The 16,947-nt window shown below is 72.7% G+C and carries 13 protein-coding genes; 3 read left to right on the top strand and 10 right to left on the bottom strand.

What is annotated here, in order from left to right; genetic code table 11:
* The first annotated feature begins 119 nt into the window (after window positions 1-119).
* A complete protein-coding gene (locus BJ999_RS16980) occupies window positions 120-4,862 on the top strand; it encodes a HEAT repeat domain-containing protein (protein ID WP_179834197.1) in 4,743 nt (1,580 codons plus the stop codon).
* Window positions 4,863-4,952: 90 nt separating this feature from the next.
* On the opposite strand, the gene BJ999_RS16975 is transcribed toward BJ999_RS16980, so the two are convergent.
* Together BJ999_RS16975 and BJ999_RS16970 are read right to left on the bottom strand one after the other, a co-directional pair.
* The gene (locus BJ999_RS16975; protein WP_229810447.1) at window positions 4,953-6,686 is read right to left on the bottom strand and encodes a serine/threonine-protein kinase; all 1,734 of its coding nucleotides are present in this window, start codon (window positions 6,684-6,686) and stop codon (window positions 4,953-4,955) included.
* 39 nt (window positions 6,687-6,725) lie between these two features.
* On the bottom strand, window positions 6,726-7,190 hold the full coding sequence (locus tag BJ999_RS16970) for a hypothetical protein (protein WP_179834196.1): 465 nt from the start codon (window positions 7,188-7,190) through the stop codon (window positions 6,726-6,728).
* 236 nt (window positions 7,191-7,426) lie between these two features.
* On the opposite strand from BJ999_RS16970, the gene BJ999_RS16965 reads away from it, so the two are divergent.
* Complete coding sequence (locus BJ999_RS16965; RefSeq protein ID WP_179834195.1) at window positions 7,427-8,194, top strand: phosphotransferase; 768 nt, start codon at window positions 7,427-7,429, stop codon at window positions 8,192-8,194.
* 148 nt (window positions 8,195-8,342) lie between these two features.
* Window positions 8,343-9,449, top strand: a complete 1,107-nt coding sequence (locus tag BJ999_RS16960; protein WP_179834194.1) for an epoxide hydrolase family protein — start codon at window positions 8,343-8,345, stop codon at window positions 9,447-9,449.
* Between the two features lie 96 nt (window positions 9,450-9,545).
* Here BJ999_RS16960 and BJ999_RS16955 read toward each other — a convergent pair whose 3' ends face one another.
* From BJ999_RS16955 to BJ999_RS16920, 8 genes are all read right to left on the bottom strand, one after another.
* Window positions 9,546-9,890, bottom strand: coding sequence for a 4Fe-4S dicluster domain-containing protein (locus BJ999_RS16955; protein WP_179834193.1), 345 nt, complete (start codon window positions 9,888-9,890; stop codon window positions 9,546-9,548).
* Entirely contained in the window at window positions 9,887-11,461 is a 1,575-nt protein-coding gene (locus BJ999_RS16950) for an FAD-binding protein (RefSeq protein WP_229810448.1), read from the bottom strand. Before BJ999_RS16950 ends, BJ999_RS16955 begins: the two co-directional genes overlap by 4 nt.
* Entirely contained in the window at window positions 11,434-12,405 is a 972-nt protein-coding gene (locus BJ999_RS16945) for an ABC transporter substrate-binding protein (protein ID WP_179834192.1), read from the bottom strand. Before BJ999_RS16945 ends, BJ999_RS16950 begins: the two co-directional genes overlap by 28 nt.
* A gap of 36 nt (window positions 12,406-12,441) precedes the next feature.
* Window positions 12,442-12,786 carry a 4Fe-4S dicluster domain-containing protein gene (locus tag BJ999_RS16940; RefSeq protein ID WP_179834191.1) on the bottom strand — a complete coding sequence of 115 codons (345 nt, stop codon included), beginning with the start codon at window positions 12,784-12,786 and terminating at the stop codon, window positions 12,442-12,444.
* Window positions 12,783-14,351 (bottom strand): FAD-dependent oxidoreductase, encoded by a 1,569-nt coding sequence (locus tag BJ999_RS16935; RefSeq protein ID WP_179834190.1) that lies wholly within the window; start codon window positions 14,349-14,351, stop codon window positions 12,783-12,785. The genes BJ999_RS16940 and BJ999_RS16935 overlap by 4 nt, the downstream gene beginning before the upstream one ends.
* A 16-nt stretch (window positions 14,352-14,367) precedes the next feature.
* Window positions 14,368-15,132 carry an ABC transporter ATP-binding protein gene (locus BJ999_RS16930; RefSeq protein WP_179834189.1) on the bottom strand — a complete coding sequence of 255 codons (765 nt, stop codon included), beginning with the start codon at window positions 15,130-15,132 and terminating at the stop codon, window positions 14,368-14,370.
* Window positions 15,129-15,977, bottom strand: coding sequence for an ABC transporter permease (locus tag BJ999_RS16925; RefSeq protein ID WP_229810449.1), 849 nt, complete (start codon window positions 15,975-15,977; stop codon window positions 15,129-15,131). Before BJ999_RS16925 ends, BJ999_RS16930 begins: the two co-directional genes overlap by 4 nt.
* A gap of 396 nt (window positions 15,978-16,373) precedes the next feature.
* The gene (locus tag BJ999_RS16920; protein WP_179834188.1) at window positions 16,374-16,910 is read right to left on the bottom strand and encodes an NADPH-dependent FMN reductase; all 537 of its coding nucleotides are present in this window, start codon (window positions 16,908-16,910) and stop codon (window positions 16,374-16,376) included.
* Window positions 16,911-16,947 lie beyond the last annotated feature (37 nt).

Genomic DNA, 16,947 nt, shown 5'->3' with positions numbered 1-16,947 from the left:
GTCGGGTTCCGCATGGACGCGATCGACACCGGCCGCCCTCACCTGCTCGTCATGAAGGCCTCCGCGGGGACCTCGCTACGCTGAGCGCCATTCCGTGATCTGGCTGGAGTTGATAGCGCATGACGTCGGTCGACGACGCGGTCCTCACCGCCCTACGCCGCGCTGATGCGGACCGGCTTTCAGCCGTCCTCGACCTTGGGACGTGTCCGCCCGCCGTCCTGCAGCTCCTCATCAGGCATGAGGACCCGCGCCTGCGGGAACTGGGCCTCGTCTGCCTTGCCGAACGCCTTGGGTCGAGACGAGATGAGGACCGTTCCGATCTGGCCGAGTTCGCGGCGTCGTTGCCTGGCTCACTCGATGGTTCGCCGGAGGCCGCGTTGGCCCTGGCGCATCTCTATCTCCGTTTGCGCGCCCACGTCCGGCCCCGGCCCTGGCCGCGGTGGCGCGAGGCGGATCTGCCGGCCCGCGTCCAGATCGCCTGGCTGAGCGCCGAGATCGCCGCCCGGCCGGAGACCCTACGGGGCGAACCCCCGGGCGAACTGCTCTACCAGGCCGTCCGCGGGATCGGCGTGGCTGATGTGGACGACCCCGAGAGCCTGGCACAGGAGTTGATGGACCGGCTCGATCCTGTGCTGCGAGGGGAGGCTCTGCGGCTGACTCGCGAGGCCGTGCACGCCGGCCTGCTGGCACCGGAACGAGCCCGGGCGCTCGTGGTGCGGCTCGCCGGGGCGATCGCCGGGGAGCCCGCCACGAGCGCTGCCGCGGCCGGTGTCGCCGCGGCAGCGCTGCGCGAGCTGTCCGAGCCCTGGGCCGCGCTGGATCCGCTCCCGCAGGAGCACCTGTACCGGTTCCTCGAAGCCGGGTCTGGCGGCACCGTCTCCGCGGTGGCCGCCGCGGCGATCGAAGCCGCGGCCCACCATGGGCATCAGGACGTGCTCCGCGACGTGGCCGCGGACCGAAGCCGGCCCCACCGGCTCCGGCGACGAGCGCTGGAGCTGCTCGGGGACCTCGCGAGCCGCGACGACATCGGCGACCTCGTGGGCATCGCCGCCACCGACCCCCTCTTGCTGGCCGGGCCGGTCACCCGGTGCCTGCGCGGGCTGCACCGGCGTGGGCACTTTCCAGCAGGCGACGCCGTCCCGGCGATCGCGCGCTTGGCCATCGCCGACCACTCGGTGCCTGCGCACGAGGTCGCCACCCTCTTGTTCACGTGCCGGCACGAGACGCTCCGGGAGCTGACGGGAGCGGCTGCGGACGATCCGCACTGGCCGCGGCGGCTGGAGCTCCTGGTAGCCCTGGCCGCTCAGGGCACCGGGGACCTGCCGGTGGGCGAGAAGGTCACCGATCTGCTGCGCTCCGCGCCGGATCCGCGGCCGTTCCTGCGAGCGATCCGCGCTCTGCGCCATACGGCCGCCGAAGAAGCCGTCCTCGCCGCGCTACCACGGTCACCCGCGGCGGCGGTGGAGGCCCTCGAAGCCGTGGGCGGAGCGCGGACGGTCGCGGCGCTGCGCGACGGTCTGGGCCTGGACGGGCCGGACGGGAACGGCGCTGTGGTGTCCTACCTGCGGCCGGTACGCCGCCGGGCCCTGGAGGTGCTGTGGCATCTCACCGAGGAGCCCGACGGGCGACGGTCGATCCTGGTCCGGCTCGACCCGCAGGATCTGCCGAGCCGGATCGCCGCCGATCTCGGCGGCCCGGACGAACGGGAACTGGCGCTGCTCCGCGCCGGCCTGGAACCGGACGAGCCCGTGGCGGCCCTGTGCAGACTGGCGCGCAACGCCGGCTCCGGCACCGTGCCGGCCATCGCCGATCTTCTGCTGCGGGTCGTGTCCGATCTCGCGGCGTCCCGGGCGCCGGGCGCGTCCGGAGGCGCCGGCGAGCCGGCGGTGCCGCAGGAGGTCGTCGCGGCCGTTCGTGACCTCGGCGGCCGCCTCCATGAAAGAGGAAGGATCAGGCCGCGCTGCCTGCTGGACGCCGCGGACGCGCGTGATGCCGGCGACGCGCTCGTCGCCGGCATCACCCTCGATCTGCTGGACCGCCCTCAGCTCACGGCGGCCGAACAGATGATCCTGCTCGGCCTGCTCCTGCAGACTTCTCATCGCGGAATCCGGGCACGGGTACATCCGCTGCTGCGCCACGGTGACCGCCATGTCCGCAAGCATGTGATCGCGCTCCTCGCCCGCGACACCGATGGCGAGGACGCACAGGCCCTGTCGGCGAGCCTGATCCCGCTCACCACCGCCCCCGACGTGCAGACCGCGCGCCAGGCGCTGCTCGCGCTCGGGCACGCGCGCGCGTGCTGGGCCGCGGCGGCGATCGCCGCCTGCCTCGACCACCCCAACATGAACGTCAAGAAGGCCGCCGCGAACGCGCTGATCCGCGCCGGGGCTCCGGTGGCCGTGCCGAAGCTGCTGTTCTGGCTCGGCAGGCACGACAATCCGGGCCTGCGCGATGCCCTCATCGCGGCATTGCGCACGATTCTCGGCGACGCCTACGCCGCCACCGTCATCGCCACGGCCGACCGCGCCGCCGACGACCGCACCCGTGCCCTGCTGCTGACCGGACTCGACCGCTCACTGTCCGCCCGTGCCGTCGGCGCTCTGGCCGACCAGGGGTCGCCGGCCGGGGCGTCCCTGGTCTCGCTCGTCGCCGCAGGACGGCTCACGCTTGGTTCGGGCACGGCCGCGGAACTGGCGGACCGGATGGCGGCACGCGGCATCACGCCGCCAGGCCGCCAAGGGCCGCCGGCCGCCCCGCCGGACGCCGACCTCGACGCCCTGGCGAACCGCGGCTGGAACACCGAGATCGCACGGCGCCTCGCGGCACGGTCCGAGCAGGATCCGGGCGAGCTGACCGCCGAACGGCTGGGCCGGCTCCGGCCGATGCTGGAACGCTGGCTGGAACTGGCCGCCGAAGGACCAGAACAGCGCGGCCGGGTCCTGCGGCTCACGTTGCTGCTCTGCCCCCCGCCGTGGACGGCCGGTGAGACGGAGGCCTTCGCCCGGTCGGTACGGACGCTGGTCGCGGGGCTGGCCGACGTCGATGATGCTCACCGCGACCGTCTTGTCGCGCTGCTTGAGGACGTCGTCGTGCGGCTGCCCTCCACCGGCAGGTTCGACATCGCCGCGCGCATTCGCGCGCTGCCGCCGGAGGCCTTGGGAGGCCGATCCGTGCTGGTGCTGCTACGCCGATGCGGCGCAGTGCTGACCCGCGCCGATCTCGAACGGGCGCTGGCCGCGGCCCGCGCGGGCGCGAACCCGTGGCTGGCCGAAGAGGAGGTGTTGCGGGAGGCGTTCGGGCCGGCGGGACCGGTCACATCGGCCGCGTCGGGTCGCGGCAAGGAGACGGCCGGGCGTCTCGCCGCACGCCGGTGGGAGGACGCCCTCGCCGCGGCCGCCCGCACGCCCGACGCCCTCCGGCGATTCCGCACCGCGGACCGGCCCGTCGATCTCGCCGGTCCCCCGGCCGGTTCACGGGACCGGCTCGACGCACTGATCGGCGTCTTCGCCGACGCCGGCACCAGGACGCGCGACGTTCTGCTGGACTGGATGATCGAGCTGCAGCCGCTCGACGCACCATCGTGGACCATCACGGAGGACGCCCGCCGATCCGCACCGACCGACAGCGCCTCTCCCTCCATTGATGGGGACCGGCCCCGTTCGGCGGTTCTGCATGAACGCCTCCTGGAGCTGCTGGACGATCCCGCGCACGATCAACGCGAAGCCGCGGCCCGCGTCATGCTGAGCTGGCCCGAACCCCGATTCCGGCTCACGGTGCTGCGCGCCTTCCTCGACGGCCGGGTCGACCTCGCCGTCTCCGCTGATCTCGCGGAGGCCCTGACCCTCGTGAGCGAGGCCGAACTGCGCCGATCCGGTGACGGCGACTCCGGCGGCGAGGCGGTCCGCGAACGGATCGCCCGCGTCGCCGCCCATCTGGACCCGCCGGACGTGGAACGGCTCATCCCCCTGTTGTCGGCATGGTGGGAACACGGCGGCCCCTCCCTCCGCGCGTCGGCCGGGCGAGCCCTGCGCAAGGCGGACCCCGACGTCCTGGCCGAGACCCTCTCCCACCGCCTCGAAACCGGAGACTGGGGCCTGCTCGATCTCGTCTCCGGCGTCGCGCTGCTGCGTACCCCCGCACTGGTGCGGGCGCATCGGCGGCTTCGGGAAGAGGGACGTCACGACCTCGCGGACAAGATCGTGATGGTGGACGGGCCGCTGCGCCATCCCGACGCGGCCCGGCAGGACGCCGCCGCCCTCTCGGCACTCCGCAGCCGAACCCGCGTCCCGGAAGCGGAGCAACGGCCGGCCCGAGCGGAACTGTTCCGCCTCGCCCGTACCGGCGGCCCCGAGCAGATCCGCCGGGCGCTGACCCTGCTCGCCGAGCATCACGACGACGATCCCGCCCGGACGCGCCGACACGGCGCGGACCGGCCGGCGGATCGCGATCCCGAACTCGGGGAGCTGCTCGCCGAGTCACTCGGCCATCCCGAGGCCAGAGTCCGGCTGCACGCCCACCGGATCTCCCGCAAGGTGATGGACCACGGGGACTATCTGGCACAGACCATGTCGCTGCTGGACGACCGGCAACCCGACATCGTGCGCTCGGCGGTCAAGACCTTGTGCCACGCGGCGTGGAAGCCGGCCATCCCGGCACTGGTCGATCTGCTCACGCACTCCCACCCCGCCGTCCGGAGGGCCACCTCCGACGGGCTCGTTCTCGTCGGCGCGCCGGCGATCCCGGCCCTCAGGCACGCCGCCGGAAGGGCACGCCCGGACAGACGACACCTCTACACCGCCGTGCTGGAGAAGATCACATCCACGATGACCACCGATCTGGAACCCAGAGGCCGGCCACGGTGACCGAGTGCGCGGTGCGGCGCGCCGATGGGCTGCGCAGAGCACAGCGCGTCGCCGGCCAGGGGGATCGCACAGGACGGGCCGAGGCGTCGTTCAGTCCGCAGGACCCTGCCAGACCTTCAGGTCGATGGTCATGAACTCGTAGTCCTTGGCCTTGATGTTGATGATGCCGAGCAGGCCGGACTCGGTGTAGACGCACCAGGTCGTCCCTCGCCTGGGCTGGAAGAGCCCGTTCTCGAAGTACTTGGTGTTGTCGTGACAGGTCTTGTAGGTCGCCGGCCGGCCGCTTCCGATGGGACCGAACTTGCTGTCGCCCCGGATGTTCCCGGCCAGGAAATCCAGATCGCCGCCCTCGCCCTTCCGGGGGCGCTTCGGGTTCCCGGTGAAGTTGATGGTGTAGCCGCTGGAGATGTCGATCTTGGTGTAGTGGGCCAGGAGCGTGCCGGGCGGCTTCGCGCCCTTACCGCCTTTACCGCCGCCGGACCGCGGCGACGCGGTCGTCTTTCCGGCACCGTCCCCCGTGCCCGACTGGCCGGCCTTCACGGCGTACCCGAGGACGAGGAGCAGCGCGAAGAGGCCGCCGCCGACCAGCAGCAGGGTCTTGCCGCAGCCCGAGCCCCCGGAACGCCTCATCGGGTAGGGGGCGTGTGCCCCCGGCGGAAGCGGTGCGAGCATGCCGTGCGGGGGCCGAGGGGGCGCGCCCTGGAAGGGCGGCGTGGGCGCAGGGTGCGGGGGCGGAGTGGGCGCACCGTGCGGAGGCGGAGTGGGAGCGCCGTGCGGAGGCGGGGTGGGAGCGCCGTACGAGACACTTGAAGGCGCGCCGTACCGGGGCTGTTCGGGCGCGCCGTACCGAGATTGTTCGGGCGCGCCATAGCGGGGCTGTTCGGGCGCGTCGGCAATGAGCGTGCCGGTGGGCGGCTCGGCCAGGGCCCGGGTGGGGGCGGGTATCTCCGTATAGGCGCGAAGGTATTCGGTGACGGGCTCAGGTGGCCAGACCGCGGGTTGCGACGACTGCATGGCGGTGAGTTCGTCCAGCAGTTCGGCGTCGGACGGACGGTTCGCGGGGTCCTTGTCCAGGCATCGCTCAATGATCGGCCGCAGCGGCTCGGGGCATCGGTCGAGCCGGGGCGCCTCCTGCACGATGCGGAACATGACCGCCTGCGGGTCGCCCTCCCCGAAGGGGCTGAGCCCCGTCGCCGCGTAGTGCAGGAGGGTGCCGAACGCGAAGATGTCGACCGCGGTGGTGGCCGCGTCGCCGCGGACCTGCTCCGGCGCCATGAACTGGGGCGATCCGACGACGCTCCCCGTCCGGGTGAGCGGTGTCGCGTCGGCGGCGCGGGCGATCCCGAAGTCGATGACCCGCGGGCCATCGTCGGCCAGCAGCACGTTGGACGGCTTGAGGTCCCGGTGCACGATCCCGGCCCGGTGAATGCTCTGCAGGGCCTCGGCGACCCCCGCCCCCAGCGTGGGCAGCGCCGACGGCGGCAGCGGCCCCGACTCCGCGACCGCGGCCGCGAGGGAGGGGCCGGGGATGTGCGCGGTGGCCAGCCAGGGCATCGGGCCGTTCAGGTCGGCGTCGATGACCGCGGCCGTGTAGAGGTTCTGCACGCGCTGCGCGGCGGTGACCTCCTGGGCGAACCGGCGGCGGAACTCGCGGTCGTCGGCGAACTCCGGGCGGACGACCTTGATCGCGAGCTTCCGTCCGCTCTGCGTGCCGGCGAGGTAGACCCGCCCCATCCCGCCGGCGCCCAGCCGGGCGAGGATGCGGTACCCGCCGATCTCGGCGGGATCGCCCTGGGCCAGGGGCTCGTACACCTGGTGCCGCACAGTGCCTCCGTCACATTCCGCTGTGTCTCGTACGGTCCGCTACTGCTGCCGCAACCATTTCTCGCTCTTGCGCCATCCCTCGCGGCAGGCGGCCAGGAAGGCGTCGCGTCCCGCCGGGAACGACCCGCCTCCCTCGACGCCCTGCTGGTAGGACTTCTCGCAGAAGCCCGACGGAGCGTTCTCACCCATGGTGGCGCGCATGCCCGCGGCCATCTGCGCCATCGTCGTGAACGTGTAGCGCTTGCCCTCCGGATCGATCATCACGATCTGCTTGCTGTTGGTGATCTTGGGGTCGGTGGGAGTGGCCCGCGGGGTCGGCGGGGCGCTCGTGGTCGGCACCGTGGAGGGCGGCACCGCCCCGGTGGTGCCCGTGGAGGGCGTGCTCACTGCGGGCGGCGGGGACGATGAGCCGGCCGCCGCGTTCTGGCCGTCGCCGTCGCACGCGGCGGCGCCGATGAGGACCAGGCCGCTGACGGCCAGGCGGATCGCGATCGTCTTGGACACGGGGAGCTCCGGGGAGAGGGGGTAACGGACGGGCACTGAAGAAACACGCGTCTGTCTGACGGCCGACCGGCGGGGAAAGGTTCGCACCATAATCGAGATTCGGAGAGTACTACCGTCCGTCCCGTCCGCGCCGCCCTCGACGCGCTCCCCCGTCCTGGTTCCGCGGCCGGCCACCGGCGGATCGCACCAGGGAAAACCAGATGCGCGGGCCCGTGGCCGCGGGTTACAAAGCCGGCATGGAAGAGCAACCGCTGCCGGGTGGCAGGCACGTGGGCGGGGTCCGTATCGATGACACCGTGCACCGTCCCGCGAATCCCTGGACGTCCACCGTGCACGCGGTGCTGCGGCATCTGGAGGCGGTCGGGTTCGAAGGCGCGCCCCGGGTGCTGGGGTACGACGATCAGGGGCGCGAGGTCCTGACCTTCTTGCGCGGCGACACCATCGGTGAACGCCACCCCTGGCCGGCATGGCCTCATTCGGACGGGGCGCTGCGGCAGGCGGCCGCTTGGATGCGGCGGCTGCACGACGCGACCGCGACCTTCGTCCCACCAGAGGACGCGACCTGGTTCGCGGGGCAGAGCTGGCGGCCCGGGTTGGTCATCGGCCATCATGACGCCTCGCCGTACAACGTGGTGTGGTCCGAGGCCGACGGTCTGGTCGGGTTCGTCGACTGGGACACGGCCGGGCCCTCCTCACGCGAGTTCGACCTGGCCCACCTGGCACTGACCTGGGTGCCGCTACAGGCCCGGCACGTCGCCGAGTTCCAGGGGTTCACGGCGTTCGAGGACAGGTCCCGCCGCCTGCACCTCCTGCTGGACGGCTACGGCTACGACGGCGACCGCGGGGCCTTCGCCGGCATCGTCGTGAGCCGGGCCCGCCGTCAGGCGGCCATCATCCGGCACCTGGTCGAGGCCGGCCAGACCGCGCTGCGGCCGTTCGGCGAACAGCTGGAGCAGGCCGCAACCGAGATCGAGGCACTCCCCCACTCGTTCTGGCGCGTGTAACACCCTCACCTTGGCTCCACGGCGATCGCGCGTTGCCCCCTGTGCACGACGGCGGCCATGCATTGTTGGCAGGACCAACGATGTCCTATATAGTTGGTTCAACCAACGTTGGCCTTGCCAATAAAATGGCGATCCCTGGAGTCAGAGCATGATCAAGCCGTTCCGCATCGATGTCCCCCAAGCCGACCTCGACGACCTGGCCGACCGGCTCTCCCGCACCCGCTGGCCCAACGAGGTCGCCGACGCCGGGTGGGACTACGGCTTCCCACTGGCGCGGCTCAGGGAACTGGCCGAGTACTGGCGCACCGGCTACGACTGGCGCGGGCACGAGGCCGGGCTCAACGAGCTTCCGCACTTCACCACCGAGATCGAGGGACAGAACATCCACTTCGTCCACGTCCGGTCGCCGAGGCCCGACGCGTTCGCGCTGGTCCTCACCCACGGCTGGCCCGGTTCGTTCCTGGAGTTCCTCGACGTGATCGAGCCGCTGTCCCGCGACTTCCACCTGGTGATCCCGTCCATCCCGGGTTACGGCTTCTCCGGCCCGACCCACGAGCGCGGCTGGGACGTCGTCCGGATCGCGCGTGCCTGGGCCGAGCTGATGCACCGTCTCGGATACGAGCGCTACGGCGCGCAGGGCGGCGACTTCGGGTCGGGCGTCTCGCTGGCGCTCGGCGCCGTGGCGCCCGAGCAGGTCGTCGGGGTGCACGTCAACTACCTGCCGACCCGGCCGGTCCCGGACGCCGGCATCGAACTGTCCGAGACCGACGAGGCCCGGCTGGACAAGGTCAGGCGGCTGATGGCGAACCGTCCGCCCTTCCAGGCTCTGCAGGCCCTCACCCCGCAGACCATCGGCTACGCGCTGACCGACTCGCCGGTCGGCCAGCTGGCCTGGATCGCCGAGCGCTTCGCGGAGTGGACGGACCCTCGCTCGCAGATCAGCGACGACCGGATGCTCACCGACATCTCGCTGTACTGGCTGACCGCCACCGCGGCCTCCTCGGCGCGGCTGCACCACGACGCTCCGCGCCGGACCGAGCCGTGCCAGGTGCCCGTCGGGGTGGCGGTCCTCCCGTGCGACATCACGCAGTCGGTGCGACCGCTGGCCGAGCGGCTGTACGACATCAGGCACTGGTCGGAGTTCGAGCGCGGCGGCCACTTCGCCGCGATGGAGGTGCCGCACCTGTTCGCCGAGGACGTCCGGGACTTCTTCCTCACCCTCGCCAAGGACGACCACCGGGTCTCCGCCCGCTGAGACGCCGCCGGCCGCGAACTCCGGCCCGGAGGTTCGCGGCCGAGCGGCAGGCCCCATCTCCGGCCGGCCCTCCCAGCGGTGGCGGTACTCGGAAGGTCAAGGAGACGAACGGAGGCGTTCGGTGAAGATGTGGTTGCGGTCCGCGCGGCTGCCCGGGGTGCGGCCGCGGCCCCAGCCGACGATGCGGCGGTAGTCGCCGAACGCGTCGGCCAACGCGCCCTCGTCGGTGTGCGGGGAGCCCGCCGGTGCCGGGCCGGAGAAGGGCGCGACGTAGAGGGCGTCCGTCGGGCAGTGGGCCTCGCACATGAAGCACGTCTGGCAGTCGCTCTGCCGGGCGATGACCGGAACGCCGTCGGGGCCGCGGTCGAACACGTCCGTCGGGCAGACCTTGACGCACACGTCGCACCGCACGCAGCGGTCCGCGCTCACCACTTCGATCATGCCGGCGACTCCTGGGGTTCGGCGGCCGTCCACGGTTCGTCCAGACCGCCGACGAGGTACCGGTGCTCGTAGCGCGGCAGTTGCGGAAGGTTCTCCAGCCGGTGCATGCCCCGGGACTCGGGACGGGCCAACGCGGCGCGGTAGCTCCATCGGGCGTGCGCCGTCATCGCGGTGGCCGACCTCGCGCGGAGGCGTTCGCGGCCGGTTCCCGCGATGCCCTGGGACGTGATCCGTTCCCACAGCGCGTCGAGGGAGGCGAGGGAGTCGCGAAGCCTGTCACGCGTCCGGAAGAGGTTGCGGTCGAGGGGCAGCACCTCGTCCTGCACGGCACGGATGACCGCCGCCGCGTCGAGCCGTCCCGGGCGCAGGCCCGCGCGTCCGGCCGGGACGGCGTGCGGGCGCGCCCGGCCCACCGCGAACCCTGCGGCGCCGCGGCCGGCCCAGGTTCCCGATGAGATCGCCCATGCCCCGTTGTAGGCGCCCCCTCCGCTGACGGCGCCGGACACCGGTTCCCGCGTCGCGACGTCACCGCCGGCGTACAGTCCGGGGACGGTCGTCGCGCAGTCGTCGTCGACGATCCGCAGGCCGCCCGTCCCGCGGACCGTGCCCTCCAGCACCATGCGCAGTTCGTACCGGTCGCGGAAAGGGTCGATCCCGGCCTTGTCCAGCGGCAGGAAGTAGTTCGGCTGGGCGTGCCGCATCGCCTCGTGGAGCTGCGGGGGCGCCTTGTCCAGCCGCGCGTAGACCTTCTCCCCCGCCGCGAGCCGCTCCGCGACGCGGATCCTGGCGCCGAGGGGATCCGGCACGTCGATCGGGGCGCCACCTTCGGTGTAGTACGTCGCGAACTGCATCATCAAGCCTTTGGTGTGCGAACCGTGCGCCGGGGAGAACGCGTAGGCGCTGGAGAACTCCATGCCGGACAGTTCGGCGCCCAGTTCGGCGGCCATCAGGTGTCCGTCTCCGGTGTCGACGTTGGTGCCGAACGCGCCGGAGAGGAACGCGCAGCCGCCCGTGGCGAGGACGACCGCGCCCGCGCGGACGGTCCAGGTCTCGCCGCCCTTCTGGCGGGCGATGCCGGACGCGCCGGCCGCGACGCCCCAGTCGTCCACGAGCAGCCGCAGCGCGGGATGGTGGTCGAGGATCGTCACGCCCGATCTGTGCACACGACGGCGCATCCGCTTCATGTACTCGGGCCCCTGGAGGCTGCCCCGCCGCTCGACGCCGCCCTCGTCGACGGGGAACGGGTATCCGAAGGAGGCGAGGTCGTCGACGCGGCGGTAGGTCTCGTCGAGGACCCGCGCCATGACGCGGCGGTCGGCGAGCCGGCCGCTCTGCTCGAAGCGCTCGTCGACCGCCCGTGCCCGATCCTCCGCGTCCGGCGGGACGTACCAGAGGTTGTTGCCGCCCGACGCGGTCGGCCCGCTGGTGCCGCAGTAGCCCTTGTCCGCGAGGACGACCCTGGCCCCGGCGCCGGCCGCGGCGAGCGCCGCCCACGCCCCGGCGGGTCCGCCGCCGAGGACGAGGACGTCGGTGTCCAGCCGGGTCACGGCCTGGCCCCGGGCGCGAGCCACGAGTCGAGCGTGTAGCCCTTCTTGATCAGCGCCTGCTGGACGAGGAACGCCTTGGTCCCTTCGAGCAGCTTCAGCCCCTCCGCGGGGAAGGGCTCGTCGGGCAGCTGGTCCTTCAGCGTCGTCTTGATCGAGATGTCGGCGGCGTAACCGCCGGTCTTGGCCACGTACGCGGTGTAGCCGGGCCAGTCGGCCTTGGCGGCCTGCACGGCCTTGGTCTCGGCCTTCTGCCACACCTGGACGATGTCCTTGTGCCCTGCCAGGTACTTCTCCGTCACCACGGTGACGGACGTCCCGAGCAGGTCGGGATGGTCGCGGGACGCGATGTCGATCGACTTGTAGCCCTTCTTCTCCTGCGCGGCCTGGTCGGCGGAGACCAGGCCGCCCGCGTCGATCGAGTTCTTCTCCAGCGCCGCGATGATCGCCGGCGTGTACATGTGGATGATCTCTTTCGGCTTCACTCCCGCCTGCTCCAGCGCGCCGAGCAGGTAGCGGTGGATGTAGGAGCCGGTCTGGACGCCGATCCGCTTGCCCTCCAGGTCCTTGAGGGACGCGGGCCCGCCGTCCTTCTTGGCGACGATCGCGGCGTCCAGTCGGACGGAGTTGAGCGACAGCAGCCGGGTGGGCAGGCCCTGCCCCCGGCCGATCAGGGCGGGGGTGTCGCCGTACTGGCCGATGTCCAGGGAGCCTCCGGCGAGGGCCTGGTTCAGGTCGGGGCCGTTCGGGAACGTCGCGACCTTGATCTTGGTGATGCCGGCGGCCTTCAGCTCCGGCAGCAGCTCGCCGCGCTGGTCGAGGAACCCGACGGCGCGGGTCAGCTTGTTGCCGACCCCCGACCCGATCACTCCGATGCGGAGCGTTCCGGAGCCGCTGTCGGCCTCGGAGGAGCCGCACGCCGTCGCGGCGAGGACGAGGAGGCCGGCGGCCAGAACTCGGGGAAATCTCACGGTGTTGCCTTTCGCGGGGGTCTGTCGGGTCGTGTTTCAGGAGGTGAGGGGGGCGCCCGCCCGGTTCAGCGACGGGCCGATCGCGAGCCTGGCCCCGGGGGTGCGTCCGCGGCCCCAGCCGATCTGCGCGCGGTAGGCGCCGAGGGTCCCGTCCGCGGCGAGCTCCGCCTCGTCCGGAGGCTCCGGCAGCGCGTGCGAGCGCGGGTCGACGAACAGGGCGTCGACCGGGCAGTACGCCTCGCACATGAAGCAGGTCTGGCAGTCGCTCTGCCGGGCGATGACCGGGATGCCGTCCGCGCCGCGGTCGAAGACGTTCGTGGGGCACACGTCCACGCACTTGTCGCAGGCGATGCACCGCTCCCGCGAGACGATCTCGATCACGACGCCACCGCCTCGGCCTCCGGACGCGTCCAGATGTCGTCGAGGCCGCCGGTGACGAGCCGGCGGTGCTGGGCCGGGTCCTGGTCCGGCAGGTCCTGGCGCTTGTGCATGCCCCGCGTCTCGGTGCGGGTGAGCGCGGCGCGGTACATCCAGCGGGCGTGCGCGGTCATCGCGGCGGCCGAGCGCGCCCGGACGATCCCGGCGCCCTCCTCGCGGAGCGTGCCGCGCAGTTGCCGCCACGTCCGGTCCAGGACGTCCAGTGCCGGGGTGAGGCGTCCGCCGTGCCGCAGCAGGTTCTTGTCGTAGGGCAGCACCTCGGCCTGGACGGCGGCGACGTAATCGGCGTGGCCTCCGGCCGCCGGGCCCTCCGGGCGGACGCCCGCCTCGCCGAGGGCGTGCACGGTCCGCGCTCCGGCTCGTCCGCCCAGTCCGGTGGCGTACCGGGCGGCGCCCTGCCCGGCCCAGGTGCCGGACGACATCGCCCACGCGGCGTTGTGGCTCCCGCCGCCGGTGAAGCCGCCGCAGATCAGCTCGCGGGTGGCGGCGTCCCCCGCCGCGTACAGGCCGGGCACCGTGGTGGAGCAGTCGGCGCCGGTGATCCGGATGCCGCCGGTGCCGCGGACGGTCCCCTCGGCGAGCAGGGTGACGGGGAACAGGTCCGTGAACGGGTCGATGCCCTGCCGGTCGAACGGGAGGAAGAAGTTCGCCTGCGCGAGCCGCATCGCCCGCTGGTCCTCGGGCGTGGCCCGGTCGATGCGGCACAGGACGGGTTCGCTGAGCAGCGTCCGGGCGATCACCGACCGCCCCCGCTGGCTGCCCGCCCCTTCCAGGACGGTCCCGTCCGCGTGGTAGAAGGTGGCGAACGAGTAGAACGCCGTCTTGGTCACGGACGTGAAGGCCGGGGCGATCGCGTAGGCGTTGGAGAACTCCATGCCGGACAGCTCCGCGCCCGCCTCCGCCGCGAACAGGGCGCCGTCCCCGGTGTTGACGTCGCAGCCCAGCGCCTTGCTGAGGAAGGCACATCCGCCGGTGGCGAGCACGACGGCGCCCGCCCGGACCCGGAACGGCCGGTCGTCCCGCAGGTGGTACCCGGCGGCGCCGGCGACGGCCCCGGCGCCGTCCGCGAGCAGTTCGGTGACGGGGCTGTGGTCGAGGACCCGCACCCCCGACCGGCGGACCCGCACGCGCATCCGCCGCATGTACTCGGGGCCCTGCAGGCCGCGCCTGATCTGGCGGCCGTTCCCGTCCTCCGGGAACGGGTACCTGGAGATCTCGGCCAGTTCGTTCATGTTGGCGTACGTCTGGTCGAGGACCCGGGCCATCCACCCGCGGTCGGCGAGGTATCCGCCGAGGGCCTCGCGGCTGGCCATGGCCGCCTCCCGGGCCTCCGGCTCCGGCTCGACGTACCAGACCCCGGTCCCCGCCGACGCCGTCGCGCCGCTCGTCCCGAGGTACCCCTTGTCGGCGAGGACGACGTCGGCGCCGGCCTCCGCCGCCTTGATCGCGGCCCACGCGCCGGCGGGGCCGCCGCCCGCGACGAGCACATCGGCGGTCAGGTCGGTCATGATGCCTCCTTGGCAGTCAGACGGTTCGTCGAGCGGAGCTGGTCGGTTGAATGGCGGTGGGTGGGGGCTGGAGGACGGTTCGCACTCCGAGCCCGTCGAGCAGGTCGCGCCGCAGCGCGATGAACCTCGGGTCGTCCAGCGACCGCGGCCGGGGAATCTCCACGGAGTACTCCCGTTCGATCCGGCCGTCCGCGAGCAGCAGAGCGCGGTCGGCGAGCAGGAGCGCCTCCTCGACGTCGTGGGTGACCAGCAGGACCGCCGGCCGGTGCTCGGCCCACAGGTCGGCGACGAGCGCCTGGGCGTTGAGCCTGGTGAGCGCGTCCAGGGCCCCGAACGGCTCGTCGAGCAGGAGCAGGTCGGGCGTCCGCACCAGCGCCCGGGCCAGCGCGACGCGCTGGGACTCGCCGCCGGACAGGGTGAGCGGCCACGCGTCGGCGCGAGCCGTCAGCCCGACCTCGGCCAGGGCCGCCTCGGCCCGCCTGCGCAGGTCGCGGCCTCGCAGGCCGAGGACGACGTTGTCCCACACCCGGCTCCAGGGCAGCAGGCGGTGCTCCTGGTAGACGACGGCGCGCCTGCCGGGGACGTCGATCTCGCCGCTCCCCTCGCCGTCCAGCCCGGCCAGCGCGCGCAGCAGCGTGCTCTTCCCGGAGCCGCTCGCGCCGAGCAGGGCGACGAACTCGCCGGGCGCGATGTCGAGGTCCACGCCGTCCAGGACGGCGCGCTCGCCGAACACCCGCCTGAGGCCGCGGACGCGCACGCCGCTCGCCACCGTCGTCGTCATCGCGCCACCAGCCCCCTCCGCCACGCCAGGGCCCGCCGCTCGACGAGCCGCACCAGCAGGTCCGTCGACACGCCGAGCAGCGCGTAGACCACGAGCACCAGGAAGACCGTGTCCATCTGCAGGAACTGGGTGGCCTGGTTGATGACGAAGCCGATGCCGCTGGCCGTCGCGGACTGCTCCACGACGACGAGCGTCAGCCAGGCGACGCCGAGCGACAGGCGCAGGCCGACGAGGATCTGCGGGAGCGCGCCGGGCAGGATGACCTTCCGGATGAGGCCGAGACGGCCGAGCCCGCAGGTGCGGGCCGACTCCACCAGCCGCTCGTCCACGCCCCGGATGCCATGGAACACGTTGATGTAGAGCGGGAACACGACGCCGACCGCGATCAGGCCGACCTTGGACGTCTCACCGATCCCGAACCAGATGATGAACAGCGGGACCAGCGCGAGGTGCGGAAGCATCCGGACCGCCTGGACGGGTGCGTCGATCACGTCCTCGCTGACCCTGAACAGCCCGGAGAGCAGGCCGAGGACGAGGCCGGCCGGCAGCCCGATCGCCAGGCCCTTCAGAACCCGCGTCAGCGAGACCCCGAGGTTCTGGAGCAGCGCGCCCGACGACACCATCTCCCAGCCGCGGACGGCGACGTCGCTGAGCGGCGGGGTCGTGCTGCCGAGCCAGCCGGCACGGGCGCCGGCCTCCCACAGGGCGAGGATGACGACGAGCCCGCTGACCTTGCGGACCCGGCGCAGCAGGGACAGCAGCACGGCGCCGGAACGGGCCGCGACCGCGGGCCGCGCCGCTTCGGGAATCGCCGAGCGGGGCGGATCGAGCAGATGGGTGGACACTGGGCACCTCCGGAAGAGGGGAACGGAAGGAAGGCGGCAGGGTCCCGGCGCAGGGGGAGGCCGGTGGAAGAAGGGGGCTCGCCGGTCAGTGGCGTCGACGCACGAAAGAGCGGCTCAACAGGACGCGCTGCACACGCGAAGGAGGTCGACGTGGCGTCTCGCCACCAGGACCTTCGCTGCGTTCATGTCCTCAGCATGCACTCGGCATCCGTCCCTGTGAAGCCCCCAAAAGACCGGCTTCACCTGCGAAGACGTCCGTTCGGAAGCGGTTTCCCGATAAAACCTACCGTTTTACCTGGGAATATGCCCGAGACGGACCTCGGCGCCGATCGCCTCCACGGTTACGCAGATCACACCGCCTGGGAAGCCCCGGGCGGGCGGACCGTGACACGCCCTTTACGGACCGTCCACCCGGCCCGCCCGCCTGCGAGCGAGCGCGGCGGACACCTGCGGGGCGACCAGGTCGGCCCATGCGCCGAGCACGTCGGCGGCGTCGGGGACCTGTGATTCCAGGAACGCCAGTCCCGGCGTCGGGACGGTCGCGCCCAGCTCCACCAGGAGCGGCCGCAGGTGCACCTCGACCGCCAGGGAGTGCCTGGGGTCGCCCATCACCAGGAGCGGCAGGGCCACCGTCGACGCGAGCGCGCCGCCGGGGAGGCGGTCGAGGAACACCTTGAGAAGGCCGGTGTAGGTGGCCTTGTAGGTGGGGCTCGCGACCACCAGCACGTCCGTGCCCGCGACGCGGTCCAGTGCGTCCCGCACCTGCGGCGAAGGGGTGGGACTGAGCAGTTCCGGCGCCTGCGACGACAGGTCGACGACCTGTGCCGCGCCCGTATGACCGACCCGCTCCGCGACCGCGGCGGCGGCGTCGAGCGCCACCTGCAGTGTGCGGGACCGCGGTCGCGGATTTCCCACGAGGACAGAGAGGCTCACGGCGACTCCTCCACTCGGATTCATGGCGCGGGGACGA

The organism is Actinomadura citrea, assembly GCF_013409045.1.
Taxonomy (GTDB): Bacteria; Actinomycetota; Actinomycetes; order Streptosporangiales; family Streptosporangiaceae; genus Spirillospora; species Spirillospora citrea.
This window is presented reverse-complemented; position numbering and strand designations above follow the sequence as displayed.